The organism is Bacillus sp. FSL R10-2780, assembly GCF_038006125.1.
Classification (GTDB): domain Bacteria; phylum Bacillota; class Bacilli; order Bacillales; family Bacillaceae_G; genus Bacillus_A; species Bacillus_A cereus_U.
Window position 1 is genome coordinate 136,199 of sequence record NZ_JBBOUQ010000001.1, and the last position, 21,566, is coordinate 157,764.

Here is a 21,566-nt window from a genome sequence, read left to right on the forward strand (position 1 = left end):
TAGATGAATCCAAATAATCGCTTAACAACAAACCAAGGTGCTCCAGTTGGAGACAACCAAAATTCTCGTACAGCTGGTCGCCGTGGACCGGTATTGTTAGAAGACTATCATTTAGTAGAAAAACTTGCACACTTTGATCGTGAACGTATTCCGGAGCGTGTTGTGCATGCACGTGGTGCAGGTGCTCACGGTGTATTCGTAACGAAAAACAGCATGAAACAATATACGAAAGCAGCGTTTTTACAAAATGAAGGAACTGAAACGCCTGTATTTGTTCGTTTCTCAACGGTTATTCATGGTCAAGGTTCTCCTGAAACAGCGCGTGATCCGCGCGGGTTCGCCGTTAAATTTTATACAGAAGAAGGAAACTACGATATCGTAGGTAACCATTTACCTGTTTTCTTCATTCGTGACGCAATTAAATTCCCTGACATGGTGCATTCTTTAAAGCCAGCACCTGATACAAATGTTCAAACGCCAGATCGTTACTGGGATTTCATGACGTTAACTCCAGAATCTACACATATGATGACATGGGTATTTTCTGATTATGGTACACCGGCAAACTACCGTGAAATGGAAGGTTTCGGCGTGCATTCATTTAAATGGATTAATGCAGAAGGTAAAATTGTTTACATTAAATATCACTGGAAGCCACAGCAAGGTGTACGTAATTTAAGTGCAAAAGAAGTCGAGCAAGTGCAAGGTAAAGACTTCAATCATGCAACTCGTGACTTATTCGATGCAATCGAAAAAGGAAACTACCCAAAATGGGATTTACACGTACAAGTAATGCAACTAGATGAAACGGACTCTTTAGATTTCGATCCACTAGATCCAACGAAAGTATGGCCAGAAGATCGCTTCCCGTTAATAGAAGTAGGGACAATGACGTTAAATCGTAACCCGAAAAACTTCTTTGCGGAAGTAGAACAAGCGGCGTTTACTCCAAGTGCAACTGTAAATGGTATTGAACCATCTGAAGATAAATTATTACAAGGTCGTTTATTCTCTTACCCAGATACGCAGCGTTATCGCCTTGGTGCAAACTATTTACAAATTCCTGTAAACTGCCCGTACGCAGCTGTTCGTAACCAACAACGTGATGGTGCGATGCAAGTGGATCAAAACCCATCTACAATAAACTACGAACCGAGCCGTCATACTGAAAATCCGGTTGAAGATCCAGCTTACCGCGATTCAACTATGAAAGTAGAAGGCTACGTATCTCGTGAAAAAATTGACAAACCAAATGACTTCAAACAAGCGGGTGAGCGTTACCGTTCATTCTCTAAAGAAGAGCAAGATAACTTAATTGCAAACTTAACAAATGATCTAAAAGACGTAAATGAACGTACGAAATTATTAGCTGTTTGTAACTTCTTCCGTGCAGATCAAGAGTACGGCATGCGTTTAGCGCAGGCATTAAATGTTGATATTACGCAATATGTAGGAAATACTCCGAAATAAATAGGAAAAGACGACTAGAAGAATTTTCGGTCGTCTTTTTATTTTACTTGTAGCGTTAGGGGGTATTCTTCGCTTCTGCTATGTCGGAATTTGTTGGTAAATCGATATATCGTGTCGAACCGTCGATATATTGAAAGAATCGCTGATATATTTAAAAAATCGTCGATATATCCGAAGAATCGCTGATATATTTATATTGATACAGGCCGGGGTATACAGCCAACAAGTACGATAAAAAGAGATGCAATCTATCAGTAGTAGATTGCATCTCTTTTTTAGTTCACTCGCTCTGTATACTCATAAGCTTTCTCCCCGTGCATCGAAATATCAAGCCCCATTTGTTCTTCGTGCTCATCGACGCGAACAGGGAGGAAGAAGTTAATGGTTTTAACGATGGCGTACGTCATTATGATCGTGAATGCATATGTTGCACCGATTGCTACAAGTTGTTTGAAAAGGAGAGTGGCGTTTCCGTAAAATAATCCGTTAGCGCCATCACCGTTTACAGTAGTAGTTGCAAATAGTCCAGTTGCAATACCGCCCCAAGTTCCTCCGATGCCGTGGCATCCAAAGGCATCAAGTGTATCATCGTATCCGAATTTGTTTTTTAAGAAGAAGACAGCACCGAAACATAATATACCGCCAATTGCTCCGATAAGAAGAGCGGAGAAAGGTGTAACGAATCCACAAGCTGGCGTAATGGCGACTAAACCAGAAACAACCCCACAAGCAGCACCCATCGCAGTCGGCTTTGATTGGAAGAACCATTCAGAGAGCATCCAAGTTAGAGCTGAAGCAGCAGCGGCTATATTTGTATTAATAAATGCAGTTAAAGCTACGTCATTTAAAGATAATGCACTACCGACGTTAAAACCGAACCAGCCGAACCAGAGTAAGCCTGCGCCTAACATTGTAAATGGTAAATGGTGAGGAGAGGTACCGCTTATGTTTTTTCGTTTTCCTAGGAAAATAGCTAATACAAGACCGGCAACACCAGATGTGATATGAACGACATTACCGCCAGCGAAGTCGAGCGCCCCAAGTTCTCTCAGCCATCCACCAACGCCCCATACCCAATGAGCGACAGGATTGTAAACGATTGTTGTCCAAAGAAGGATAAAAATAAGAAAGGCAGAAAATCGCATTCTTTCAGCGAATGCACCTGAAATTAAAGCGGGAGTTAAAATAGCGAACATGAGTTGGAACATCATAAATAAATTGTGAGGAATAGTAGATGAGTAGTCTGGGTTTGGTGCGTAGGTAACTCCGTTTAAACCGAACCAATCGAGATTGCCGATAAGTCCGTGCCAATCTGGTCCGAATGATAAAGAATAACCGATAACAATCCATTGAATCGAAACGATAGCCATTGCGCTATAACTGTGCATGGTCGTGCTGAGTACGTTTTTACTGCGAACCATACCCCCGTAAAAAAGTGCTAATCCTGGTGTCATCAACATGACCATTACTGTAGTTACAAAAATAAAAACTGTATCTCCCGTATTCATTCTCTCTCCTCCTATGATGTTAGAAAAAATAACATCGACTTGTTATGTTTCATATCATATTCGAAATAAAAAGAAAAATCAACTAAAAATTCAGAAAACTTTTTAAGTCATGTTAGAAAACCTGACATTAGGTATTTTGGAGGAATAAAATCAACGTATGCGATTTGTTCTGATAATTGGTATAATATTCTTACAATTGGAAGTTTGGGGGATGCGTGTGAAAAAAATATGGACTAAGGAACTATTCATTTGTTTTTGTTTAGCTGTTATTTTGTTTGTACCAGTACATACTTTTGCGGAAGAAAAAAGGGAATGGCGAGATGAAGTTATATATTCCATTATGATTGATCGCTTCAATAACGGAGAACCGAAAAATGACAAACAGTTAGACGTTGGTAATTTAGAAGGGTATCAGGGCGGAGATATAAGAGGGATTATAAAAAGATTGGACTACATAAAAGAAATGGGATTTACTACTATTATGCTTTCACCGCTTTTTGAAAGTGAAAAGTATGATGGATTAGGCGTTCGAAACTTTCAAAAAGTAAATGAACATTTCGGAACAGAAAATGATGTGAAAGAACTTGTAAATGAGGCTCATCAAAAAGGAATGAAAGTTGTCTTTCAATTTACGTATGAAGAAAATGAACAAAGATTAATAGACTCGATGAAATGGTGGATAAAAGAAGTCGATTTAGACGGAAGTTATGTGATACATAGTGAAAAAAAGCCGCGTACTTTTTGGGATGAAGTGCAAAAGGATTTGCAGAAGGTAAAGAAAGATTTTCGCATTATGACAAAGGAAGATAATGAGTACTATAAAAAAATAGTAGAGTCATTTTCAAAAGTAGATATGTCTGTGAAACCTTTATATGATGTGAGCGGAAAAGAAGAGGAATTCGCTACGTTTTTAGATAATCAAGAAACAAAGCGGTTTGCGCGTATTGCAAAAGAAAATATGTATTACCCGCCGTCTCGTTTAAAACTAGCGATCACTTACTTATTAACATCCCCGGGGATACCGAATTTTTATTACGGAACTGAAATCGCATTAGATGGGGGAGATGCTCCAGATAATAGACGATTAATGGATTTTAAATCGGATGAAAAGTTTATGCAGCATATAACGAAGCTAGGTGAACTTAGACAAGCGAGACCATCTTTACGACGCGGTACGTTTGAACTTCTATATGATAAAGATGGAATGAGTATACTAAAAAGAAAGTATAAAGACGAAGTAACATTAGTAGCGATTAATAATACGAAAGAAACGCAAAAAGTTTCCTTACCTGTAAGTGCAATTGGTGATAAACAAGAGTTAAGAGGATTGTTAGAAGACGAAATTATAAGAGAAGAAAACGGAAAATTTTACCTTGTTTTAAAGCGCGAAGAGTCGAATGTGTATAAAGTTAGCGAAGAAACTGGTGTGAATTGGTTATTTATTTCCTTAATAGTTGGTGTGAACGTATTATTTATTACTTTTTTAATTACGGTTAAAAAGAAACGGAAATGAGTAACTCTTCTTTTGGGTAGTCTGTTTACAGTTCAAGATGAGGTGAGATATTTGAGGAGAAAGAAGTTGTTCGCTCTATGTTTTTGTCTTCTTATCGTATTCGTAAGTTTGTATTTTTGGGCCAACGGTGATGATGGGGAATTTGTTCAGTGGGGCGATAGTGTTCATTCTGTCGATACAGCGGTTCTTAAGAGAAATAATATTAAATACAAAGTTGAAAATGATAAAGTTTATATTCCAGAAAAATCATTTGATAAAGCGATAATGTGTTGCTCTTAAAAATGTGTACAACTTAAAATGTTATAACCCTTAATAAGTAAAAAACTCCTCTAATGAGAGGAGTTTTCTTTTTAGCGATAGTTAATGAACTGTACGTCGATTGGTAAGTCAACGCTGCGAACGGCTGCGATTACTGCTTGTAAGTCATCACGGCTTTTCGCTGTTACGCGTACTTGGTCATCTTGCACTTGTGTTTTCACTTTTAATTTCATTTCTTTAATGATGTTGTTGATTTTTTTCGCGTTATCTTTATCGATACCTTGTTGCAGAGTTGCACGCTGGCGAACAGTGTTACCAGATGCAGTTTCAACTTTTCCGTAGTCCAAGTTTTTAATTGGAACGTTACGTTTTACAAGTTTAGAAATTAGAACATCTTTTACTTGGTCTAATTTGAACTCGTCATCAGAAGTTAAAACAAGTACTTCTTTTTCTAATTTAATATCACTTTTACTACCTTTAAAGTCATATCGGTTTTGGATTTCCTTTAATGCGATGTTAATTGCGTTTGTTACTTCAGGTAATTCTACTTTCGAAACGATGTCAAAAGAACTCTCTTTTGCCATAGTTAGCACCTCCAAATAAATTTCTATCTTTTAATGCACCTAAATAGGCTATGTAATATACATATTAAAGTATAGCGGAAAATACATCGATTAGATAGAGTGTTGCAACTTAAGTGTTTTGACGGATCATCCGTAGGGTAATATAGTCCTATAGATAAAGTCTTTATTTAATTATAGTGAATTTTGGGCAGTTGGACAAATAAAGGAAAAATCGTGTTATAATTAACTTTTGTTTGGAATGATAAAAAAGATAACTTTATATATATAGAAGGGAATTAAAAAATATGTATTTGCAATTAGGATCGATTGAACAGGTAACTGTTTTACGCGAAACGGAAATCGGATATATGGTTGGAAACGAAGAGGAAGAAATCTTCCTACATAAAAACGAATTAGCTGGAGAAATTGCAGAAGGCGATACGATTGATGTATTCTTATACCTTGATCACCAAAATCGTATTTCAGCAACAATGAAGGAACCAATTATTACAACACATGATTGGAATTGGGTAAAGGTTGTAGAAGTTATTCCTAGTTTAGGTGTGTTTGTTGATATTGGTGTATCAAAAGATATACTAATTCCACTTGATGAGTTTCCAATTTATATGCCAGTATGGCCTCAGGAAGGCGACGAATTATATTGTACGTTAAAATTAACGAATCGTGATCGTTTAATTGCTCTTCCGGCAAGAGACAGTGATATGCAAGAAATTATCGTAGATGCAACGCCATCTATGCGTAATAAAAACGTAAATGGACGTGTGTATCGCTCACTTCAAGTTGGTTCGTTCATACTAACTGACGAGCATTTCCGTGCTTTCTTACACCATACAGAAAGAAAAGAACAAGTCCGCATCGGTGAGCGCGTAACAGGCCGTATCATTGACGTAAAAGATGACGGTACAATCAACATTTCACTTCTTCCTCGTAAAGAAGAAGGAATGGAAGATGATGCAGCAGTACTTTATGCATATATGGAAGAACGAGGCGGAGCGATGCCGTTTTGGGATAAGAGCAACCCAGAAGACATTAAAGAACGTTTCAATATGAGTAAGGCTGCATTTAAGCGTGCACTTGGTAAACTGATGAAAGAAGAAAAGATTTACCAAGAAGAAGGCTGGACTTACTTTAAAAAATAAAGTGAATGAAAAAGATCTATTTTTCTCTAGTTTGTTAGGAGGAAAATAGGTCTTTTTTTTATTTCATTTTTTTGTAAAAAAAGACAAATTAATTGAAAATTCTATATTTTCTTGATGTTATCCGAAGTGTTGGGGATTATTTTAAAAAAGGAGAAGTTTCTTCTAGCTTCAATCCTATTACAAATAGTAGTGTAGAGAATGTAACGGAACAAGGATGTATTCCTGGATGGATTCGAGGAGACGGAACAAGTTGTGATCCAAAAGATGTTTCTCATCAGGAAAGTTTTACAGGAGGTTCGTCTATTTTATTAGAGCGTAGCCAATACGGTGGTTCAAATGTAGGATATGGTCAGCATATAGACTTAAATCAGAAAAAGGCAGAAACATTAACGCTAACAGGAATGTCTAAATCTGAAAATGTAGAAAATGATGCTCCAGATAAATTATCTAGAGACTACTCTGTTTGGGCAGATGTACATTATCAAGATGGCAGCGGTGAAAATTATCAAGCGAAATTCCCAAGTGGGACAAATGATTGGAACCGTAGTGCGGTTGTCATTCCAGCTAAGAAACCAATTAAGCGTATTCAAGTGTACCTATTATTTAGAAACAATAATAAAGGAAAAGTATGGTTTGATGATGTTCGTTTATTAGAAGGAAATGCTCTTATTAAAAATGAGTACGACAACGACGGAAATGTTGTTGCTGCATATGATGAAGAGGGGCAAAAAAATACATTCACGTACGATGCATCAGGAAATAAAAAGAGCGAGACAGATGAAAAAGGAAATACAAAATTATATGATTACAATAAAGATAATCTATTAACAAAGGTTACCCTGAAAAATGGTACTTCTGTAAATTATCTTTATGATCATAATGGAAATACAACAGAGAAATCTGTCATGTTTGGTGGGAAAACACAAACACACAAATATGAATATGATGTAGATAATAAAAATACAGTGTATATCGATGCGTTAAACCGTCGTATTGAACACACATATGATGAAAATGCAAACAAAATTCAGACAAAAATGCCAAATGGTTCGATTTTAGAATCTGTATATGATTCAGCGGATCGCGTCATTGGTGAAAAGCGAAATGGAAAAGATTCAGTTACATTCGAACGTGATGAGAATGGACAAGTTACGAAAGTCAAAGACCATGTCAACGGTGTAGAACGTACGAAAACATACGATAAGGCAGACCGCGTCACAAGTGCAACGGATAGCCGGGGCGGAAAAATTGACTGGGCATATCATGACAAAGCAAACAGTAAGACAGAAAAGCTAAAAGAACAAACAGTAACGCAAGGTGGATACACAAATAAAGTATCGTATGACTACAACACGTTAGATCAAAATATTCGTGTGACAGACGGTTCTCAAACGTATCGATTTGATTACGATGATCAAGGGAATGTTCGTACGTATACAGCCGGAAATGGTTCAGGTTCTACATTCAACTATGACCATGCGAACAAAATTAAAGATTTAGTAGTAGGTACGTCAAACAGTATTCTACTTTCTGAACGATATGAATATGACCAAGCGGGTAACCGTACGAAGATTAAACATGAAGGTGCGGGCGGAAAAGTAACAGAAACAAACTTTGTATATGACCCGATCAACCAACTATTAAACGAGACATTACAAAACGGAACAAGTAAATCGTACACATATGATGGATTTGGCAACCGTACAAGTGTGAAAGTTGTAGAGAATGGAACAGAAACAAAGTCTATAGCGGCAACGTTTAATGAAGGAAATCAGCTTGTAAAATTCGGAAACGAATCGTTAACGTATGATGCGAATGGCAATCGTACATCGGATGGAAAGTACAAATATACGTGGAATGAAGATGACCAGATTGTAGCTATCACAAAACAAGGTGAGAGCGATGCATTTGCAACATATAAGTATGACGAGGATAATCGTCGTATTGAAAAGAATATAAGTGGAACAGTAACACGCTACTTCTATGATGGAGATAGTATCAATCCATTGTATGAAACAGATGGAAGTGGAAAAGTCCTTCGTCAATATGTATATTCTACAAGTGGTACACGTCTAGCAATGAAATCGCAAGGACAAACAGTATACTACCACTATAACCCTCGTGGTGATGTAGTTGCGATGACAGATCAAAATAGAGAAGTTGTTGCAACGTATGAATATGATTCGTGGGGTAACGTATTAAAGAGTGATACGAAAGGTATCGCCGCAGACAATCCATTTGGATATGCGGGATACATGTATGATAAAGAAATTAGTATGTATTACTTGATTGCGAGATACTATAATCCAGATCATGGTGTGTTCTTATCGGTGGATCCTGATCCGGGTGATGAGGATGATCCGATTACAATGAATGGGTATACGTATGGTGATAATAATCCGGTGATGATGGTGGATCCGGATGGGCATGTAGCTTGGTGGGTAACTGGTGCATTAGGTGGTGCTGCTTGGGAAGTAGGAAAGTATCTGTATAAAAACAGAAATAAAGGTTATACATGGAAGGGTGGACTTAAAGCAGCGGGATATGGAGCAGCTAAAGGTGTATTGTTTGGTGGGATAGGACGAACATTTGGATATCTTTCTCACTTTAATGTTGGAAAAAGAGTGGTTCAAAAAGGATATAAGCCAGTAGTTAGACAATTAAAATCCAATTATGAACGTTTTAAGAAGAATCCTATAAAACAGATTAAAAGGCACCCAGGTGCTAGACTTGATGGAATGAAAAGGGCAAAAAAGCAAAGGGAAAAAGCATTTAAAAATTCAACGACAGCGAAACTTATGAAGATTTCGAATGCAGTGGGAAGACGTTAATGAAGGGAGACTAAAAGTGTTTATAGAAATTTTAGAATTTGCTTCTATCTTGGCTTTAGTAGCTGTATTAACATTAACTGTTATGTTGCAAGATATATTTTTTATAAATATAAATAAACAATATACTGAAACACGTATTGGGACGATTATTTTTGGTATCCGTATGTTGTTCGGGGCATGGGTAATATTTGTTACGGAAACCACTATAATTGCTATCTCAAAGGTGATTGCAATTCAGCTAATCATTTTACTTCTTATTTGGGCATTCTCGAAGTATGTACAAAAAACTCATGAAAATTGGTTAATTACTATAATTGCTTTTGTTATTTATGGTGTTGGTACTTACATGTATATTCAGTTTGCTTTTAGAGGCTATTAATATATCACCAGAAAAATTAGTGGTTAGAAAGATTCATTTGTTAAATGTGTGTATGAATGAAGCAAATGAAGATCTATCATATGATGTAGAAGAGGATGAAGAATAAATAGAGAAATGATTTGTGGAAGGAAGAGCGAATATAGGCTCTTCTTTCTTTATATATGTCACAGTGATGTCGTTGCGATGGCAAATCAAAATAAAGAAGTTGTAGCCACGTATGAATATGATGCATGGGGCAACGTATTAAAGAGTGATACGAAAGGTATCGCAGCAGATAATCCATTTGGATATGCGGGATACATGTATGATAAAGAGATTGGTGTGTATTATCTGATTGCGCGTTATTATAATCCAGATCATGGCGTGTTCTTATCGTTGGATCCGGATCCGGGTGATGAGGATGATCCGGTTACAATGAATGGATATACGTATGCAGACAATAATCCGGTAATGAAGATCGATCCTGATGGGCATGCTCCATGGTGGGTTGCAAGTGCAGCAATGGGTGCTGGTTTTGGATTAGCTTCTTATTTATACAAAAACAGGAAGAGTGGATATAGTTGGACAGGTGCTTTAAAAGCCACAGGGACAGGTGCTTTACGTGGTTTGGCTTTCGGAGGAGTAGGGAGAGTTTTAGGTTTTATAACTCCTGTGAAAGGGGGGCAAGACTTCTGGGGGAAACTATCCAAGGAAGAGTGACTGTCCCGTTTAAACAGGTGGGTCGTAATGTATCCTGATTGGCTAAAAATCCGAAAAAACATTTTGGAAGGCTTCCAGGAGCGAGGTTAGAGAGTATAGCTAAAGCGAAGAAGAATTCTACAAAAGCAAAGTTAATGCGTATTTCTAATGCGATAGGAAAGCGTAAATAAATTTAAAGAAGGAGAATTGAAGAATTGATAGCGGTTTTGGAATTTATTGTGATTCTTGTTTTAAATATTTTAATAGCGTCTGTTATTCTTTTGCAAGATTACTATGCGGGTAGTATAAAACTATTTTATTATCAAAAAATCGCTGCTGCGGTTATAGTTATACGTTCATTTTTGAGTATATGGATTACCTATTCTATGATAGCTACACTATTGGGGACATTAAAAATCTTAGTAGTTCAATCAGTTATATTACTTTGCCTTTGGGGGCTTATGCAGTATGTAAAGAAGTGCGGGGGAAAGTGGTATATTACAATGATTGCACTTATTATTTATGGTCTTAGCTGTTATTTTCATATTATGTATGCTATGACAGTGTAGAAGAAGTTTATAAAATGTAGGAAATATTGGTGTATATAATGTTGGTTTAATTGTAGTTGTATTAGCGATTATGTTAAAAAAGGACAATGTAAAGTGGTAACGGTGTTAGTAGTGAGTCTAATATATGCTATTTTAATAAGTTTTACTTCCTATATGTCGTTCTTGGGTTACGCAATTAACACGATAATTGTAATTTTTCTGGGAGTTAGTTTCTTCTTAGCTGGTATTTTTGAAAAAGAAAAGTAAATTCAGTGTATCTCAAAATCTAAACAGGTAGTTTGATTTTGAGATACACTTTTTTGATACAAAGTAATCCGCTATACGAAACAGATGGAGAAGGAAATGTGATCGCAAGTTACGAATATGATGCTATTACTCTAAGGTATTGTTCGCAGAAGGATAAACAATGGAAGAAGGTCATATGGTGGAAAGAAGAAAAGAACTTGAGATGGTATTTTTAGGGGGCGAAAAAAAGATAACCATTGCATCATTTGGATCTTTGTATCCAAATGATGATGAGTTGTATTTACGTGATTTACAACTGAATTTCTTAGCTTTATCCTCAAATAATGTCCATTATGAGTATAAAGGGCCAATGTTTTTGATGAGTGAAATAATTGGATTTGGTAAAAAACTAGAAGCATTACTACGAAAAGAAATTAAGGAAGCTGTATTGAGTGCCGATGAAGAGGAAATGGATCTTAAAGTGAAGCTCAAAAGAAATCGATTTTTCGTATACTTTACTTTTTCTAAAAATGATTTGAAGAGTGAAAAATGGGAGTATGAAGTATCATTTGAAGCGGATGCAAAAAGTATAGAAGAGGTATGTTATAACATCAAAAAGTTATAGGATTAACTATTCTATAGTTTTTAGAAGGTAGGATAGTTTTAGCATTAAAACTAAAAATGGTGAAAAATTAGGGGAGCCAATCAAATAATCGAAATGAACCTTCATTCTTTAGGAAATATGAAGTAATGAGGCTGATAATATGCATATTTGGACGCTGAGGAATTGGAAAGAATATTATAATTTAGAAGAGAAGAGTCACCGTACTGGATTACGATTGAAATTTGATACAGATGTTGATCCTGAAGTAAGAAGAGCCATTAAGGAATTTTGTAAATGGTTGCGCCAAGAATACTTTTTCCCAATTAGAGTACCTATTTATGTGAAAACTTCATATAAAATAAAGACAATGGATGGAGAGCTAGTCTATGGTACTTTCTTTGGGCCGTTTGATCGAAATGTTGAGCCGTATATTCGTATTTCGACAGGGGATTATTATGATACGGTGCAGAAAAATGGAAAAGATAACGCTTTAGGGTACTATCTGGTTACTATTGCGCATGAGCTAACGCATTATTTCCAATGGATTAATGATATAAAACTAACGAGAATTGGATACGAGAGGCAGGCTACTGCTTATTCAGGATATATTATTGATGAATACAAAGAAACTAGAGAGCATCCGTAAAGTAGAAACTGTATAGCTAACTGGAAGTATGAGGATTCTACATTTGTAATGAATGTTTAGTAACTCTTTGAAAAGGAGATATGTATATGAAATTTTATAACGCTGGATACCTCATAATTTCCTATGATAGGGAACTTATCTATAAAGAATGCAATATTGAGGGACTATCACAAATGATTTTAACGATATGTAATGGGATACGGCCTACATTTCCGGATTATTGGTTTTTCCCTTGGTGTAATTCAAATAAAAATGATCCTATTGCTCAGATGATAAATGGAAGGTTGAAGATTAGTAAAGAGGAACATGAAAGTGGACAATCTTTTTTAGATACACTAATGGAAGAAGAAAAGTTCTCGTGGCCGAATACTTTTAAAAATTTAGAAGATGCGAGATTCTTTAAGCGAAATTATTTAAAAGGGATAGAAAATTTAGAGATTATTAGTTTGCATCTTTCAGAAGAGTATCGGACGGATTTTTTAATGAATGAGCGAGAAGAAAATGACTTTAAAGTTTCTATATATGACTTTCTCGAAAGTTCATTACCTGTTGATGTTGAAAACGATGAAATATTAGGATTTGATATATGTGGCTTTAGTAACAATAATTTTTATTCTTTTATTCATAACAATTTACAAGAGGATTTTGAAGCGTTTGGCAAGAAATTAAATGATTTATCACTTGTTGATAAGTATGAAGATGCAAAGCAGATAATCCATTTAATTGATGATGGGGAAATTGAGGCAGAAGAGGTATTGTGGTATCCGTGGTTAATTTTGAAATGTTAAAGAAAGAGGTATAAGCATCGGATTAAAAGGGAGGCATGATAGTGCAAGATAATGTACTGGAACAATTAATAAAACGTCGTTCCGTATTATCCTCCGAAAAAGAACGTGAAATATTAGCGACGGATTTAAATGATATATATGAGAGTAGTCAAAGGTTTGAAAAGTTGCTTGAGAGTATGGTGAACTTTCAGCAAAATAAAGATGACTTAATAGATATATTAATTGAAGTAGAGATAGAACTAGATCACATCAATTGGCATTATAAAAGTCTGAAGAAAAAGCTGAAAGTATTAATGAAAGAATAAAAGAAGTAGGCTGCTCAAGTAGCCTACTTCTTTATGTTGTCAATTTTGGTCGACAAATCGATATATTTTAAAAAATGCTTATATAATCTCATTTACCATCATGCATACTGTTTAAAAAGTTTGCATTCTTGTTTTTTAGTTCCCTTTCCCAAAAAGATGAGAAAATGTATCTTTCAAATCATTATCGTTTATTTTAATATTCGCCTTCTTTAATTCATCTTGTAATAATTTTTGACCGAAGGAAGGGTCGGCAATACGTTCTTCTTCTAAGTCTTTACGTATAGAGTCTTTCACTTTATCGTAAGGTTTTAAATCTTTTTTATCAGTTAGTTTAATAATGTGATAGCCGTTTGGTGATTTAACGGGATTGCTAATTTGTCCAACCTTTAATTTGTAGGCAGCTTTTTCAAATTCAGGTGTCATTTTGCCTGCCCCGAAGTATCCGAGGTCTCCGCCATTATCTTTTGATAATATATCTTGAGACTCTTGTTTCGCTAATTCTTCAAATGAAGTGCCGGTATCTAATTTCTTCTTTATTTCTTTCGCTTCATTTTCGTCACTTACTAAAATGTGACTAGCTTTAATTTCTGGTTTATAGTGGTCTTTCACATCTTTTTCTGTAACGCTTTGTTTAATCGCTTCATTTAATGAAAGTTTGAATCTAATTTGATTTTTGAAATCTTCTTCATCTTTTAAACGATTATTTTCTAGTGTTGCTTTGAATTGTTCTCCATATTGATCTTTTGCTTTTTCTACTTCTGTATCTACTGCATCATTAGATACTTTATATTTTTTAGTAATAACATCTTGTGCTACCATTTCGTATAGCATGTCTTTTCCATATCGATCTTTCAATTGTTTTTCGAAATCGCTCTTCGTAATGGTTGAGTTTGTTGTTGTAGCGATTGTGGCCGAGTCATTTTTTTGTCCGCAAGCAGATAGCATTAATATACTTATTAGTGCAGTGATAATGAATGTACTTTTTCCTTTCATGCTAACACCTCATCCGAATATGTTATCGCTATTGTAGAATATAGAAGTGAACATGAAGTGAATTTTTAATGTTTTTTCCCTGTAAAATGTAAAAAAAGTACATCAACATTAATGTTGATGTACGATGTAATCAAAGGTGATCGGTTTTCTTAGAATATGCACGTTTTCCTTGCTGAATATTTTTTTGCTCTTGTTCATTTTTTTGAGTGCGCTTTGCATTATTGTCGCGTGCTTTTTTCTCGTTATCGCTCGTATGTGGCATATGTATCAACTCCATTTCTAAACGTTGTATGTTTATCATTTCCTTTTTCGTAAAGACTATGTATAGCGGTGCATTCATGAATACTAAAGGTGGATTAGAAATGGATTTGAAGCTGAATTATACTGAACTTATTAAGAAGTTAGTCGTTGTGATTATTGCAGGTTTATTAAATGCGATTGGGATGAATTTATTTTTAACACCAGCGAAAGTATATGCGAGTGGCTTTGCTGGATTGTCTCAATTATTATCGCAAGTATTAGGTGACTTTTTATCCATTCATATATCTACGGGCGTATTGTTTAGTTTATTTAATATTCCCGTCGTTATTTTAGCGTGGAAAAAGGTTGGAAAGGCTTTTACGTTTTTTAGTTTTCTCTGTGTTATATTTATGACTTTGTTTTTAGAAATTATCCCAGTTAGAGCGGTTTCGAATGATATTATATTGAATGCGATTTTTGGTGGTATTATTTCTGCGATTGGGGTAGGAGTTGCTTTAAAGTGGGGGGCTTCTACAGGTGGCCTAGATATTATTGCCATGATTTTATCAAAGATAAAAGATAAGCCTGTCGGCACGTATTTTTTCTTCTTTAATGCAATTATCATTATCGCTGCTGGCTATGTGTATGGATGGGAAAAAGCATTATATACTTTAGTCACTTTGTATATATCAACGAGAATTATTGATGCGATTCATACCCGTCATGTGAAGATTACGGCATTAATTGTTACAAAGAACGGGGCAGATGTGCGAAAAGCGATCCACTCTCGCTTAGTGAGAGGGATTACAACTATACCGGCAACAGGTGCTTATACAAATGAAAATAAAGAAATGTTAATGATTGTTATTACTCGTTACGAGTTGTACGAATTAGAGAGGGTTATTAAACAAGTGGACCCGGGTGCATTTACAAATGTACTGCAAACGGTCGGAGTGTTTGGATTGTTTCGAAAAGAGTAAAGAGGACCAAAGCTGGTCCTCTTTTTTAATGCGAATTCGTAATGTTTTGCAATTGCTCCTGCATTTCACGTAGCTGAACTTTTTCAGCAGTTGAAGAGTTTGCATAAGCAGAGTGCAAAGAGTTTTTTGCTCTATAAACGAGTTCCTGTTGTTCAGCGCCACTTGAACAAGAAACGGCACTTGAAACAGCATCTCTAGCTTGTTGGAATAGTAAGTTTCCCATTAAACCCCTCCAAACGAAGAGTTACTTCTCGCTTTTTCTGCCTCAGCTAATGTACCTCTGTACGGGAATCTTGCATCATGCTTCATAACAGCATCGGCTCCTTGCTGGATAAAACGTTTTGATTTGTTCTTTTTACCCATTCGAAAAACCCCCTTTATTTAGCTGAAAACAATTGACGCGCTGACTTTTGCGTCTAATAATAGTATGAGCGTTTTGCGAGAAACTATAAGTAGGGAATTTTTAGATTACAATCCAAGAACCTCTTCTAAATATAGAGCGATACCATCTTCTTCATTCGTTAATGTCGTATGATTTGCGAGTGATTTTAATTCAGGAATTGCATTACCCATTGCGATTCCATGACCAGCAAATTCGATCATTTCAAAGTCGTTATCCTCATCACCAAAAGCGATAATTCGCTCTTTAGGAATATTATAATGGCCTGAAATTTTTTGTAATCCGACAGCTTTATTTAATCCGCTTTTTACAATTTCAATAATTGGCCAAGGTGCACCCCATTTTCTATGGTCGATGACTTCAGCATGCATATCTGTTAAATGTTGGCGAATTGCAGCAGAATGCTCGTCATGTGCATCGATTAATAAGCAAGTTGGATGGTCGTTTAAAGTATTTAATAAATCTCCTGTGAAAATCTTAGGAGAACCGAATTCAAAAATATGTTTTTTATCTTCATCAATTTCACGGACATACACATCATCGATGACTTCAGCATAGACATTTTTCACGCCGAAATCAAAGCAAGCTCGGACGATTTCTTGCGCTGTTGAAAGTTCAAGAGGAGAGTGATGTGTTCCCCAACTTGAATCAAGAGGGTGATGCACGTAAGCTCCATTAAAGTTTACGATTGGTGTGTTAAGGCTAAGTTCTTTATAATAATCGTAACTAGCGCGGAATGGGCGCCCTGTTGAAATAACGACAATATGTCCTTGTTCTTTTGCTTTTGCAATTGTGTTTTTCGTTCTTGGAGAAATTATTTTATTGTCTGTTAATAAAGTTCCGTCTAAGTCTAATGCGATTAAATGTTGTTTATTCATAATTTCACCTCTTATAATAATTTTTTTGTTTCTATCTGTATTTCCGTTTTTAATATGCAGAAATAAGAGGTTAGACTGGGTGAAACTACTGTAGATGAAAGTTTCACTATATATCCATCTTACGTCGCGAAGCGCTGTGGTGTCTACTATTTCTCATTGGAAATCAGGGGAAAGTCAATATCTTTTTAGAAAGTTCAAACAATGTTTCTTTCATTATGTACAAATTGTGAAAAGGGTTACATTGTTTGGATGATGCGACTTATAATGAACATGTAATCTTCTCGTATATGTTTGACTCTCCTTTGGAACTGGCCTAAACTTAGGTTGGTTTCTTTTTTTCAACAAATATACCAATAATTCCTGCTTAAGCTTGTGTAATTATATATATGTACATGGATAAACGGTAGTACTGTTTCCTAAACATGACAGAAAAGCTTTCTTTTAAAATGGATATACTAATGAGGCAAGACGTCATGGAAGGAGAATGGAAATGGGACAAAATCGCAGGTTTCGCTCAGGGCAAAAGGCGCCAAATGATGGCATTTACGTAGAAATTGGTGAAACGGGAAGTATGGTGAAAGATCCACAAATGGTGAAATTAACTGCCGGGGAAAGGTTTCCAGAGAACGCAAATCATAACCGTCAGTGGACATATAAAAGAAAACCGTAACAGAAGCCGCAATCGTTATTGCGGCTTTTTTTGATTAGGAAAATGAATGTTACTTTTTTCTTTTTCCAATAATAAGTTGGAACTACATAAGCAAAATTATTGTATAAAAAAGTCAGTTGGCGTATAATCAAATCAAAGGTCAAAGAAAGTCAAACATTTGGAGGGCTGTAAAGATGGACTTAAATCAAATGACAACGAAAACACAGGAAGCGATTATGAGTGCTCAATCTTTAGCGGTATCTCATCATCATCAAGAAGTAGATACTGTTCATCTATTGCTTACGTTATTAGAGCAGCAAGACGGATTAACAGTACGTATTTTTCAAAAAATGAATGTCGATATAGAAGCGTTAAAGCAAGGTGTAGAAAGTTTAATTAAGAAAAAGCCTTCTGTAACTGGAAGCGGGGCAGAGGCAGGGAAATTATATGTAACAGGTGCTTTGCAACAACTGCTTGTAAGAGCAGGAAAAGAAGCGGAGAAATTGCAAGATGACTATATTTCAGTCGAACATGTATTACTTGCTTTTTCTGAAGAAAAAGGCGATATAAATCAATTATTTACAAAATTTCATATTACGAAAGATAACTTATTACAGTCTTTAATGACAGTTCGGGGGAATCAAAGAGTGACTAGTCAAAATCCAGAAGTAACTTATGAAGCGTTAGAAAAATATGGCCGTGATTTAGTGGCGGAAGTAAGAGCGGGGAAAATTGATCCTGTAATTGGTAGAGATAGTGAAATTCGCCGCGTGATCCGTATTCTTTCACGTAAAACGAAAAATAACCCCGTTTTAATCGGAGAACCAGGTGTTGGTAAAACAGCAATCGTTGAAGGATTAGCACAGCGTATTGTAAAAAAAGATGTCCCAGAAGGATTAAAAGATCGAACAATTTTCGCTTTAGATATGAGTGCACTTGTGGCCGGAGCAAAATTCCGCGGTGAGTTTGAAGAGCGTCTGCAAGCTGTATTAAATGAAATTAAAAAGAGTGAAGGCCGCATTTTATTATTCATTGATGAACTTCATACAATCGTCGGCGCTGGTAAAACAGAAGGAGCGATGGATGCAGGAAATATGTTAAAACCAATGCTAGCACGTGGTGAACTGCATTGTATCGGGGCAACGACATTAGATGAATACCGTAAATATATTGAGAAAGATCCAGCATTAGAAAGACGTTTCCAACAAGTATTAGCAGAAGAGCCAACTGTTGAGGATACAATTTCCATTTTACGTGGTTTAAAAGAGCGTTTTGAAATTTATCACGGTGTAAATATTCATGACCGAGCGATTGTAGCAGCATCCGTTTTATCAGATCGATATATTTCAGATCGTTTTTTGCCCGATAAAGCAATTGATCTTGTTGATGAAGCTTGTGCAACAATTCGAACAGAAATTGATTCTATGCCAACAGAATTAGATGAAGTAACGCGCCGCATTATGCAGCTGGAAATTGAAGAAGCTGCTCTTGGGAAAGAAAAGGACTTAGGTAGTCAAGAGCGCCTAAAAACATTGCAGCGTGAATTATCGGATTTAAAAGAAGTTGCAAGTAGTATGAGAGCGAAATGGGAGAAAGAAAAAGAAGACATTCATAAAGTGCGTGACTTACGTGAACATTTAGAGCGTTTGCGCCGTGAGTTAGAAGAAGCAGAAGGAAATTACGATTTAAATAAAGCAGCTGAGCTTCGCCACGGGAAAATTCCAGCTATCGAAAAAGAGTTAAAAGAAGCGGAAGAGATGGGTGCACATAATAAACAAGAGAATCGTTTATTACGCGAGGAAGTAAGTGAAGAAGAAATTGCAGACATTGTTTCAAGGTGGACTGGTATTCCTGTCGCAAAACTCGTTGAAGGTGAACGCGAGAAATTACTACGCTTAGAGCAGATTTTATCAGAGCGTGTAATCGGCCAAGAGGAAGCAGTAAGCTTAGTATCAGACGCAGTTCTTCGTGCACGCGCTGGTATTAAAGATCCGAATCGTCCAATTGGTTCATTTATTTTCCTAGGACCTACAGGTGTTGGTAAAACTGAACTTGCAAAAACATTAGCACAAACGTTATTTGACAGTGAAGAGCAAATGATTCGTATCGATATGTCTGAGTATATGGAGAAACACGCAGTGTCACGCTTAATTGGTGCGCCTCCTGGATATGTTGGATATGAAGAAGGCGGACAATTAACAGAAGCAGTAAGACGTAAACCGTATTCTGTTATTTTGTTAGATGAAATCGAAAAAGCACATCCAGAAGTATTCAACATTTTATTACAAATGTTAGACGATGGACGCATTACAGATTCACAAGGACGTACAGTAGACTTTAAAAACACAGTTATTATTATGACTTCAAATATTGGATCGGCTCACTTATTAGAAGGGCTAGAAGAAGATGGTTCTATTAAAGAAGAGTCAAGAGAACTTGTAATGGGACAATTAAGAGGACATTTCCGACCAGAATTCTTAAACCGTGTCGATGAAATTATTTTATTTAAACCTCTTACAAGGAATGAAATTAAAGGTATTGTTGATAAGATTGTACAAGAATTACAAGGGCGTTTAGCAGATCGCCACATATCATTAGAATTGACGGAATCTGCAAAAGAATTTGTTGTAGAAGCTGGATTCGATCCGATGTATGGAGCTCGTCCGTTAAAACGATACGTACAGCGTCAAGTTGAAACGAAATTAGCGAGAGAATTAATTGCAGGAACGATTACTGATAATAGTCATGTAGTTGTTGATGTTGAGAATAATGAATTAGTCGTTCATGTAAAGTAAAAAAAGAGTTCGGATAAAATCCGGACTCTTTTTAGTGTTGTTCTACTGGCTCGTTTGGAATCGCAGCTGCAATCGCTAATACTAATACCGCAAGAACAACTGAGAAAATAGACGCTTGGTTAAAATCGTATGTACCGCCAGTCATAGAGCCGATTACGTAGCTCATCATATGTACAAGCGCGAACGACCAAATTAATGCCCAAATGAAACGCATATTTTACACCTCTATTCGTTCAATCTGTCCTTATTGTAACACAATTGAAAAAAGAATATAGAAAAATATTTGTAGATTTTTCAACGCAAATTTGCATTCTGTTCATACAGTATAAAAGAGTACTTTTATACGTTTAGAAAATAAGGCGGGGGAAAAATGAGTATTACGGAACGTTTTTTTTACTTAGAAAAAGAACCATGTGTAATTTATTTACCGGAAAAGCCAAATGGATTTTCTGTTATGCTCCTAGGAGATTATAACTATTTTATTGAGAATGGTACAAGTTTATGGACACAGCATGCAGGGAGAGCTTATTTTTTACAGGGCCTTATTGAAAAAGGTTACACAGTCTTTTCGTCTAACTTATACGGAAGGCATTGGGGGAACGACCGAGCTGTTCGTCTAGCAAAACGTTTGTATGATGTCGTTCTAAGAAAAGAGACATTGAATACGAAAATGCACATTATGGCAGATGGTATGGGAGCACTTGTAGCACTGGAGATGATGAACAAGTACCCTGAATGTATACGTTCGGTCGTTATGTTAAATCCGTGTTTAGATTTACCAGAATATGTGGAGTTTGAGAAAGAGCATAAGTTTTTTTACAAAAGATTAGTGAAGGAATTAAGTTTGGCGTATGATTCCAAAGAAGAAGAATTAGAATCAAAAATAAATAAGAAATCATTTGCGCTTCTTCCGTCTTGTGTACCTGTTAAAATTTTCGTATCAACACAAGAAAAAAGAGGAAGAAAACAATTGTTACGTAAATACGAGAAAATGAGGCAATTAAATCAATGCGATACTTCTGTTTTATTTCATCTGCAAGATGTGAAATATAAAATGGTTAGACAAACGACGGATTTCTTTAAAAAATATGAAGAAGAATTGTGAAGCTCCCATATACATAAATGAGGAGCTAT

23 protein-coding genes and 1 pseudogene are annotated in these 21,566 nt (G+C 36.0%); 16 read left to right on the forward strand and 8 right to left on the reverse strand.

The genetic code is table 11. From position 1 onward, the window contains the following. The first annotated feature begins 3 nt into the window (after positions 1-3). Complete coding sequence (gene katB, locus NSQ47_RS00710) at positions 4-1,470, forward strand: catalase KatB (RefSeq protein WP_341035831.1); 1,467 nt, start codon at positions 4-6, stop codon at positions 1,468-1,470. A 275-nt stretch (positions 1,471-1,745) separates the two neighbouring features. Here katB and NSQ47_RS00715 read toward each other — a convergent pair whose 3' ends face one another. Next, positions 1,746-2,978 (reverse strand): ammonium transporter, encoded by a 1,233-nt coding sequence (locus NSQ47_RS00715; protein ID WP_341035832.1) that lies wholly within the window; start codon positions 2,976-2,978, stop codon positions 1,746-1,748. A 157-nt stretch (positions 2,979-3,135) separates the two neighbouring features. On the opposite strand from NSQ47_RS00715, the gene NSQ47_RS00720 reads away from it, so the two are divergent. Together NSQ47_RS00720 and NSQ47_RS00725 are read left to right on the forward strand one after the other, a co-directional pair. Next, entirely contained in the window at positions 3,136-4,491 is a 1,356-nt protein-coding gene (locus tag NSQ47_RS00720) for an alpha-amylase family glycosyl hydrolase (RefSeq protein ID WP_341035833.1), read from the forward strand. Positions 4,492-4,542: 51 nt separating this feature from the next. Then, the gene (locus NSQ47_RS00725) at positions 4,543-4,770 is read left to right on the forward strand and encodes a hypothetical protein (RefSeq protein ID WP_341035835.1); all 228 of its coding nucleotides are present in this window, start codon (positions 4,543-4,545) and stop codon (positions 4,768-4,770) included. Between the two features lie 71 nt (positions 4,771-4,841). Here NSQ47_RS00725 and NSQ47_RS00730 read toward each other — a convergent pair whose 3' ends face one another. Further along, entirely contained in the window at positions 4,842-5,333 is a 492-nt protein-coding gene (locus tag NSQ47_RS00730) for a YajQ family cyclic di-GMP-binding protein (protein WP_002030284.1), read from the reverse strand. A gap of 284 nt (positions 5,334-5,617) precedes the next feature. Between NSQ47_RS00730 and NSQ47_RS00735 the strand changes: the two genes are divergently transcribed. From NSQ47_RS00735 to NSQ47_RS00775, 9 genes and pseudogenes are all read left to right on the forward strand, one after another. Beyond that, complete coding sequence (locus tag NSQ47_RS00735) at positions 5,618-6,472, forward strand: CvfB family protein (protein ID WP_002011240.1); 855 nt, start codon at positions 5,618-5,620, stop codon at positions 6,470-6,472. A gap of 143 nt (positions 6,473-6,615) precedes the next feature. Further along, positions 6,616-9,303, forward strand: a pseudogene (locus tag NSQ47_RS00740) (RHS repeat domain-containing protein); the annotation flags it as partial. Positions 9,304-9,319: 16 nt separating this feature from the next. Continuing rightward, positions 9,320-9,682: a hypothetical protein gene (locus NSQ47_RS00745; RefSeq protein ID WP_070128100.1), complete on the forward strand. Its 363-nt coding sequence runs from the start codon at positions 9,320-9,322 to the stop codon at positions 9,680-9,682. A 183-nt stretch (positions 9,683-9,865) separates the two neighbouring features. Beyond that, positions 9,866-10,381 carry an RHS repeat-associated core domain-containing protein gene (locus NSQ47_RS00750; protein ID WP_341035836.1) on the forward strand — a complete coding sequence of 172 codons (516 nt, stop codon included), beginning with the start codon at positions 9,866-9,868 and terminating at the stop codon, positions 10,379-10,381. Between the two features lie 194 nt (positions 10,382-10,575). After that, positions 10,576-10,929 carry a hypothetical protein gene (locus NSQ47_RS00755; RefSeq protein ID WP_078184084.1) on the forward strand — a complete coding sequence of 118 codons (354 nt, stop codon included), beginning with the start codon at positions 10,576-10,578 and terminating at the stop codon, positions 10,927-10,929. 406 nt (positions 10,930-11,335) lie between these two features. Next, on the forward strand, positions 11,336-11,779 hold the full coding sequence (locus NSQ47_RS00760) for a hypothetical protein (protein WP_341035837.1): 444 nt from the start codon (positions 11,336-11,338) through the stop codon (positions 11,777-11,779). A gap of 139 nt (positions 11,780-11,918) precedes the next feature. Then, complete coding sequence (locus NSQ47_RS00765) at positions 11,919-12,404, forward strand: hypothetical protein (RefSeq protein WP_341035838.1); 486 nt, start codon at positions 11,919-11,921, stop codon at positions 12,402-12,404. Positions 12,405-12,490: 86 nt separating this feature from the next. Then, entirely contained in the window at positions 12,491-13,192 is a 702-nt protein-coding gene (locus tag NSQ47_RS00770) for a hypothetical protein (RefSeq protein ID WP_341035839.1), read from the forward strand. Positions 13,193-13,233: 41 nt separating this feature from the next. Continuing rightward, complete coding sequence (locus NSQ47_RS00775) at positions 13,234-13,497, forward strand: hypothetical protein (protein ID WP_078180006.1); 264 nt, start codon at positions 13,234-13,236, stop codon at positions 13,495-13,497. A gap of 135 nt (positions 13,498-13,632) precedes the next feature. Here the strand turns inward: NSQ47_RS00775 and prsA are convergent, their stop codons facing one another. Both prsA and NSQ47_RS00785 read right to left on the reverse strand, forming a co-directional pair. Further along, entirely contained in the window at positions 13,633-14,490 is an 858-nt protein-coding gene (prsA, locus tag NSQ47_RS00780) for a peptidylprolyl isomerase PrsA (RefSeq protein WP_002158900.1), read from the reverse strand. 130 nt (positions 14,491-14,620) lie between these two features. Next, entirely contained in the window at positions 14,621-14,752 is a 132-nt protein-coding gene (locus NSQ47_RS00785) for a DUF3941 domain-containing protein (protein ID WP_002202782.1), read from the reverse strand. A gap of 100 nt (positions 14,753-14,852) precedes the next feature. Between NSQ47_RS00785 and NSQ47_RS00790 the strand changes: the two genes are divergently transcribed. Continuing rightward, entirely contained in the window at positions 14,853-15,710 is an 858-nt protein-coding gene (locus NSQ47_RS00790) for a YitT family protein (protein ID WP_002202781.1), read from the forward strand. A gap of 25 nt (positions 15,711-15,735) precedes the next feature. Here the strand turns inward: NSQ47_RS00790 and NSQ47_RS00795 are convergent, their stop codons facing one another. From NSQ47_RS00795 to NSQ47_RS00805, 3 genes are all read right to left on the reverse strand, one after another. Next, positions 15,736-15,933 (reverse strand): DUF3813 domain-containing protein, encoded by a 198-nt coding sequence (locus NSQ47_RS00795; RefSeq protein WP_002011309.1) that lies wholly within the window; start codon positions 15,931-15,933, stop codon positions 15,736-15,738. Further along, a complete protein-coding gene (locus NSQ47_RS00800; protein ID WP_000516816.1) occupies positions 15,933-16,073 on the reverse strand; it encodes a hypothetical protein in 141 nt (46 codons plus the stop codon). Before NSQ47_RS00800 ends, NSQ47_RS00795 begins: the two co-directional genes overlap by 1 nt. A 105-nt stretch (positions 16,074-16,178) precedes the next feature. Further along, on the reverse strand, positions 16,179-16,988 hold the full coding sequence (locus tag NSQ47_RS00805) for a Cof-type HAD-IIB family hydrolase (protein ID WP_002201383.1): 810 nt from the start codon (positions 16,986-16,988) through the stop codon (positions 16,179-16,181). Positions 16,989-17,478: 490 nt separating this feature from the next. On the opposite strand from NSQ47_RS00805, the gene NSQ47_RS00810 reads away from it, so the two are divergent. Next, on the forward strand, positions 17,479-17,658 hold the full coding sequence (locus NSQ47_RS00810) for a YjzC family protein (RefSeq protein WP_002117000.1): 180 nt from the start codon (positions 17,479-17,481) through the stop codon (positions 17,656-17,658). Between the two features lie 173 nt (positions 17,659-17,831). After that, positions 17,832-20,432: an ATP-dependent chaperone ClpB gene (clpB, locus tag NSQ47_RS00815; protein ID WP_078180010.1), complete on the forward strand. Its 2,601-nt coding sequence runs from the start codon at positions 17,832-17,834 to the stop codon at positions 20,430-20,432. A 31-nt stretch (positions 20,433-20,463) separates the two neighbouring features. Here clpB and NSQ47_RS00820 read toward each other — a convergent pair whose 3' ends face one another. Beyond that, positions 20,464-20,646 (reverse strand): YjzD family protein, encoded by a 183-nt coding sequence (locus NSQ47_RS00820; RefSeq protein ID WP_001211111.1) that lies wholly within the window; start codon positions 20,644-20,646, stop codon positions 20,464-20,466. Positions 20,647-20,802: 156 nt separating this feature from the next. Here NSQ47_RS00820 and NSQ47_RS00825 point away from each other — a divergent pair, with 156 nt between their 5' ends. After that, complete coding sequence (locus NSQ47_RS00825; protein WP_002149846.1) at positions 20,803-21,537, forward strand: hypothetical protein; 735 nt, start codon at positions 20,803-20,805, stop codon at positions 21,535-21,537. Positions 21,538-21,566 lie beyond the last annotated feature (29 nt).

Excerpts from the sequence above, each read along its gene's own strand:
- NSQ47_RS00805 (WP_002201383.1), bottom strand. The coding sequence starts at position 16,988 with ATGAATAAACAACATTTAATCGCATTAGACTTAGACGGAACTTTATTA.
- NSQ47_RS00795 (WP_002011309.1), bottom strand. The coding sequence starts at position 15,933 with ATGGGAAACTTACTATTCCAACAAGCTAGAGATGCTGTTTCAAGTGCC.
- NSQ47_RS00735 (WP_002011240.1), top strand. The coding sequence starts at position 5,618 with ATGTATTTGCAATTAGGATCGATTGAACAGGTAACTGTTTTACGCGAA.
- NSQ47_RS00715 (WP_341035832.1), bottom strand. The coding sequence starts at position 2,978 with ATGAATACGGGAGATACAGTTTTTATTTTTGTAACTACAGTAATGGTC.
- NSQ47_RS00790 (WP_002202781.1), top strand. The coding sequence starts at position 14,853 with ATGGATTTGAAGCTGAATTATACTGAACTTATTAAGAAGTTAGTCGTT.
- katB (WP_341035831.1), top strand. The coding sequence starts at position 4 with ATGAATCCAAATAATCGCTTAACAACAAACCAAGGTGCTCCAGTTGGA.
- clpB (WP_078180010.1), top strand. The coding sequence starts at position 17,832 with ATGGACTTAAATCAAATGACAACGAAAACACAGGAAGCGATTATGAGT.
- NSQ47_RS00760 (WP_341035837.1), top strand. The coding sequence starts at position 11,336 with ATGGAAGAAGGTCATATGGTGGAAAGAAGAAAAGAACTTGAGATGGTA.
- NSQ47_RS00730 (WP_002030284.1), bottom strand. The coding sequence starts at position 5,333 with ATGGCAAAAGAGAGTTCTTTTGACATCGTTTCGAAAGTAGAATTACCT.
- prsA (WP_002158900.1), bottom strand. The coding sequence starts at position 14,490 with ATGAAAGGAAAAAGTACATTCATTATCACTGCACTAATAAGTATATTA.
- NSQ47_RS00810 (WP_002117000.1), top strand. The coding sequence starts at position 17,479 with ATGGGACAAAATCGCAGGTTTCGCTCAGGGCAAAAGGCGCCAAATGAT.
- NSQ47_RS00720 (WP_341035833.1), top strand. The coding sequence starts at position 3,136 with ATGCGATTTGTTCTGATAATTGGTATAATATTCTTACAATTGGAAGTT.
- NSQ47_RS00785 (WP_002202782.1), bottom strand. The coding sequence starts at position 14,752 with ATGCCACATACGAGCGATAACGAGAAAAAAGCACGCGACAATAATGCA.
- NSQ47_RS00750 (WP_341035836.1), top strand. The coding sequence starts at position 9,866 with ATGGCAAATCAAAATAAAGAAGTTGTAGCCACGTATGAATATGATGCA.
- NSQ47_RS00765 (WP_341035838.1), top strand. The coding sequence starts at position 11,919 with ATGCATATTTGGACGCTGAGGAATTGGAAAGAATATTATAATTTAGAA.
- NSQ47_RS00770 (WP_341035839.1), top strand. The coding sequence starts at position 12,491 with ATGAAATTTTATAACGCTGGATACCTCATAATTTCCTATGATAGGGAA.
- NSQ47_RS00825 (WP_002149846.1), top strand. The coding sequence starts at position 20,803 with ATGAGTATTACGGAACGTTTTTTTTACTTAGAAAAAGAACCATGTGTA.
- NSQ47_RS00800 (WP_000516816.1), bottom strand. The coding sequence starts at position 16,073 with ATGGGTAAAAAGAACAAATCAAAACGTTTTATCCAGCAAGGAGCCGAT.
- NSQ47_RS00820 (WP_001211111.1), bottom strand. The coding sequence starts at position 20,646 with ATGCGTTTCATTTGGGCATTAATTTGGTCGTTCGCGCTTGTACATATG.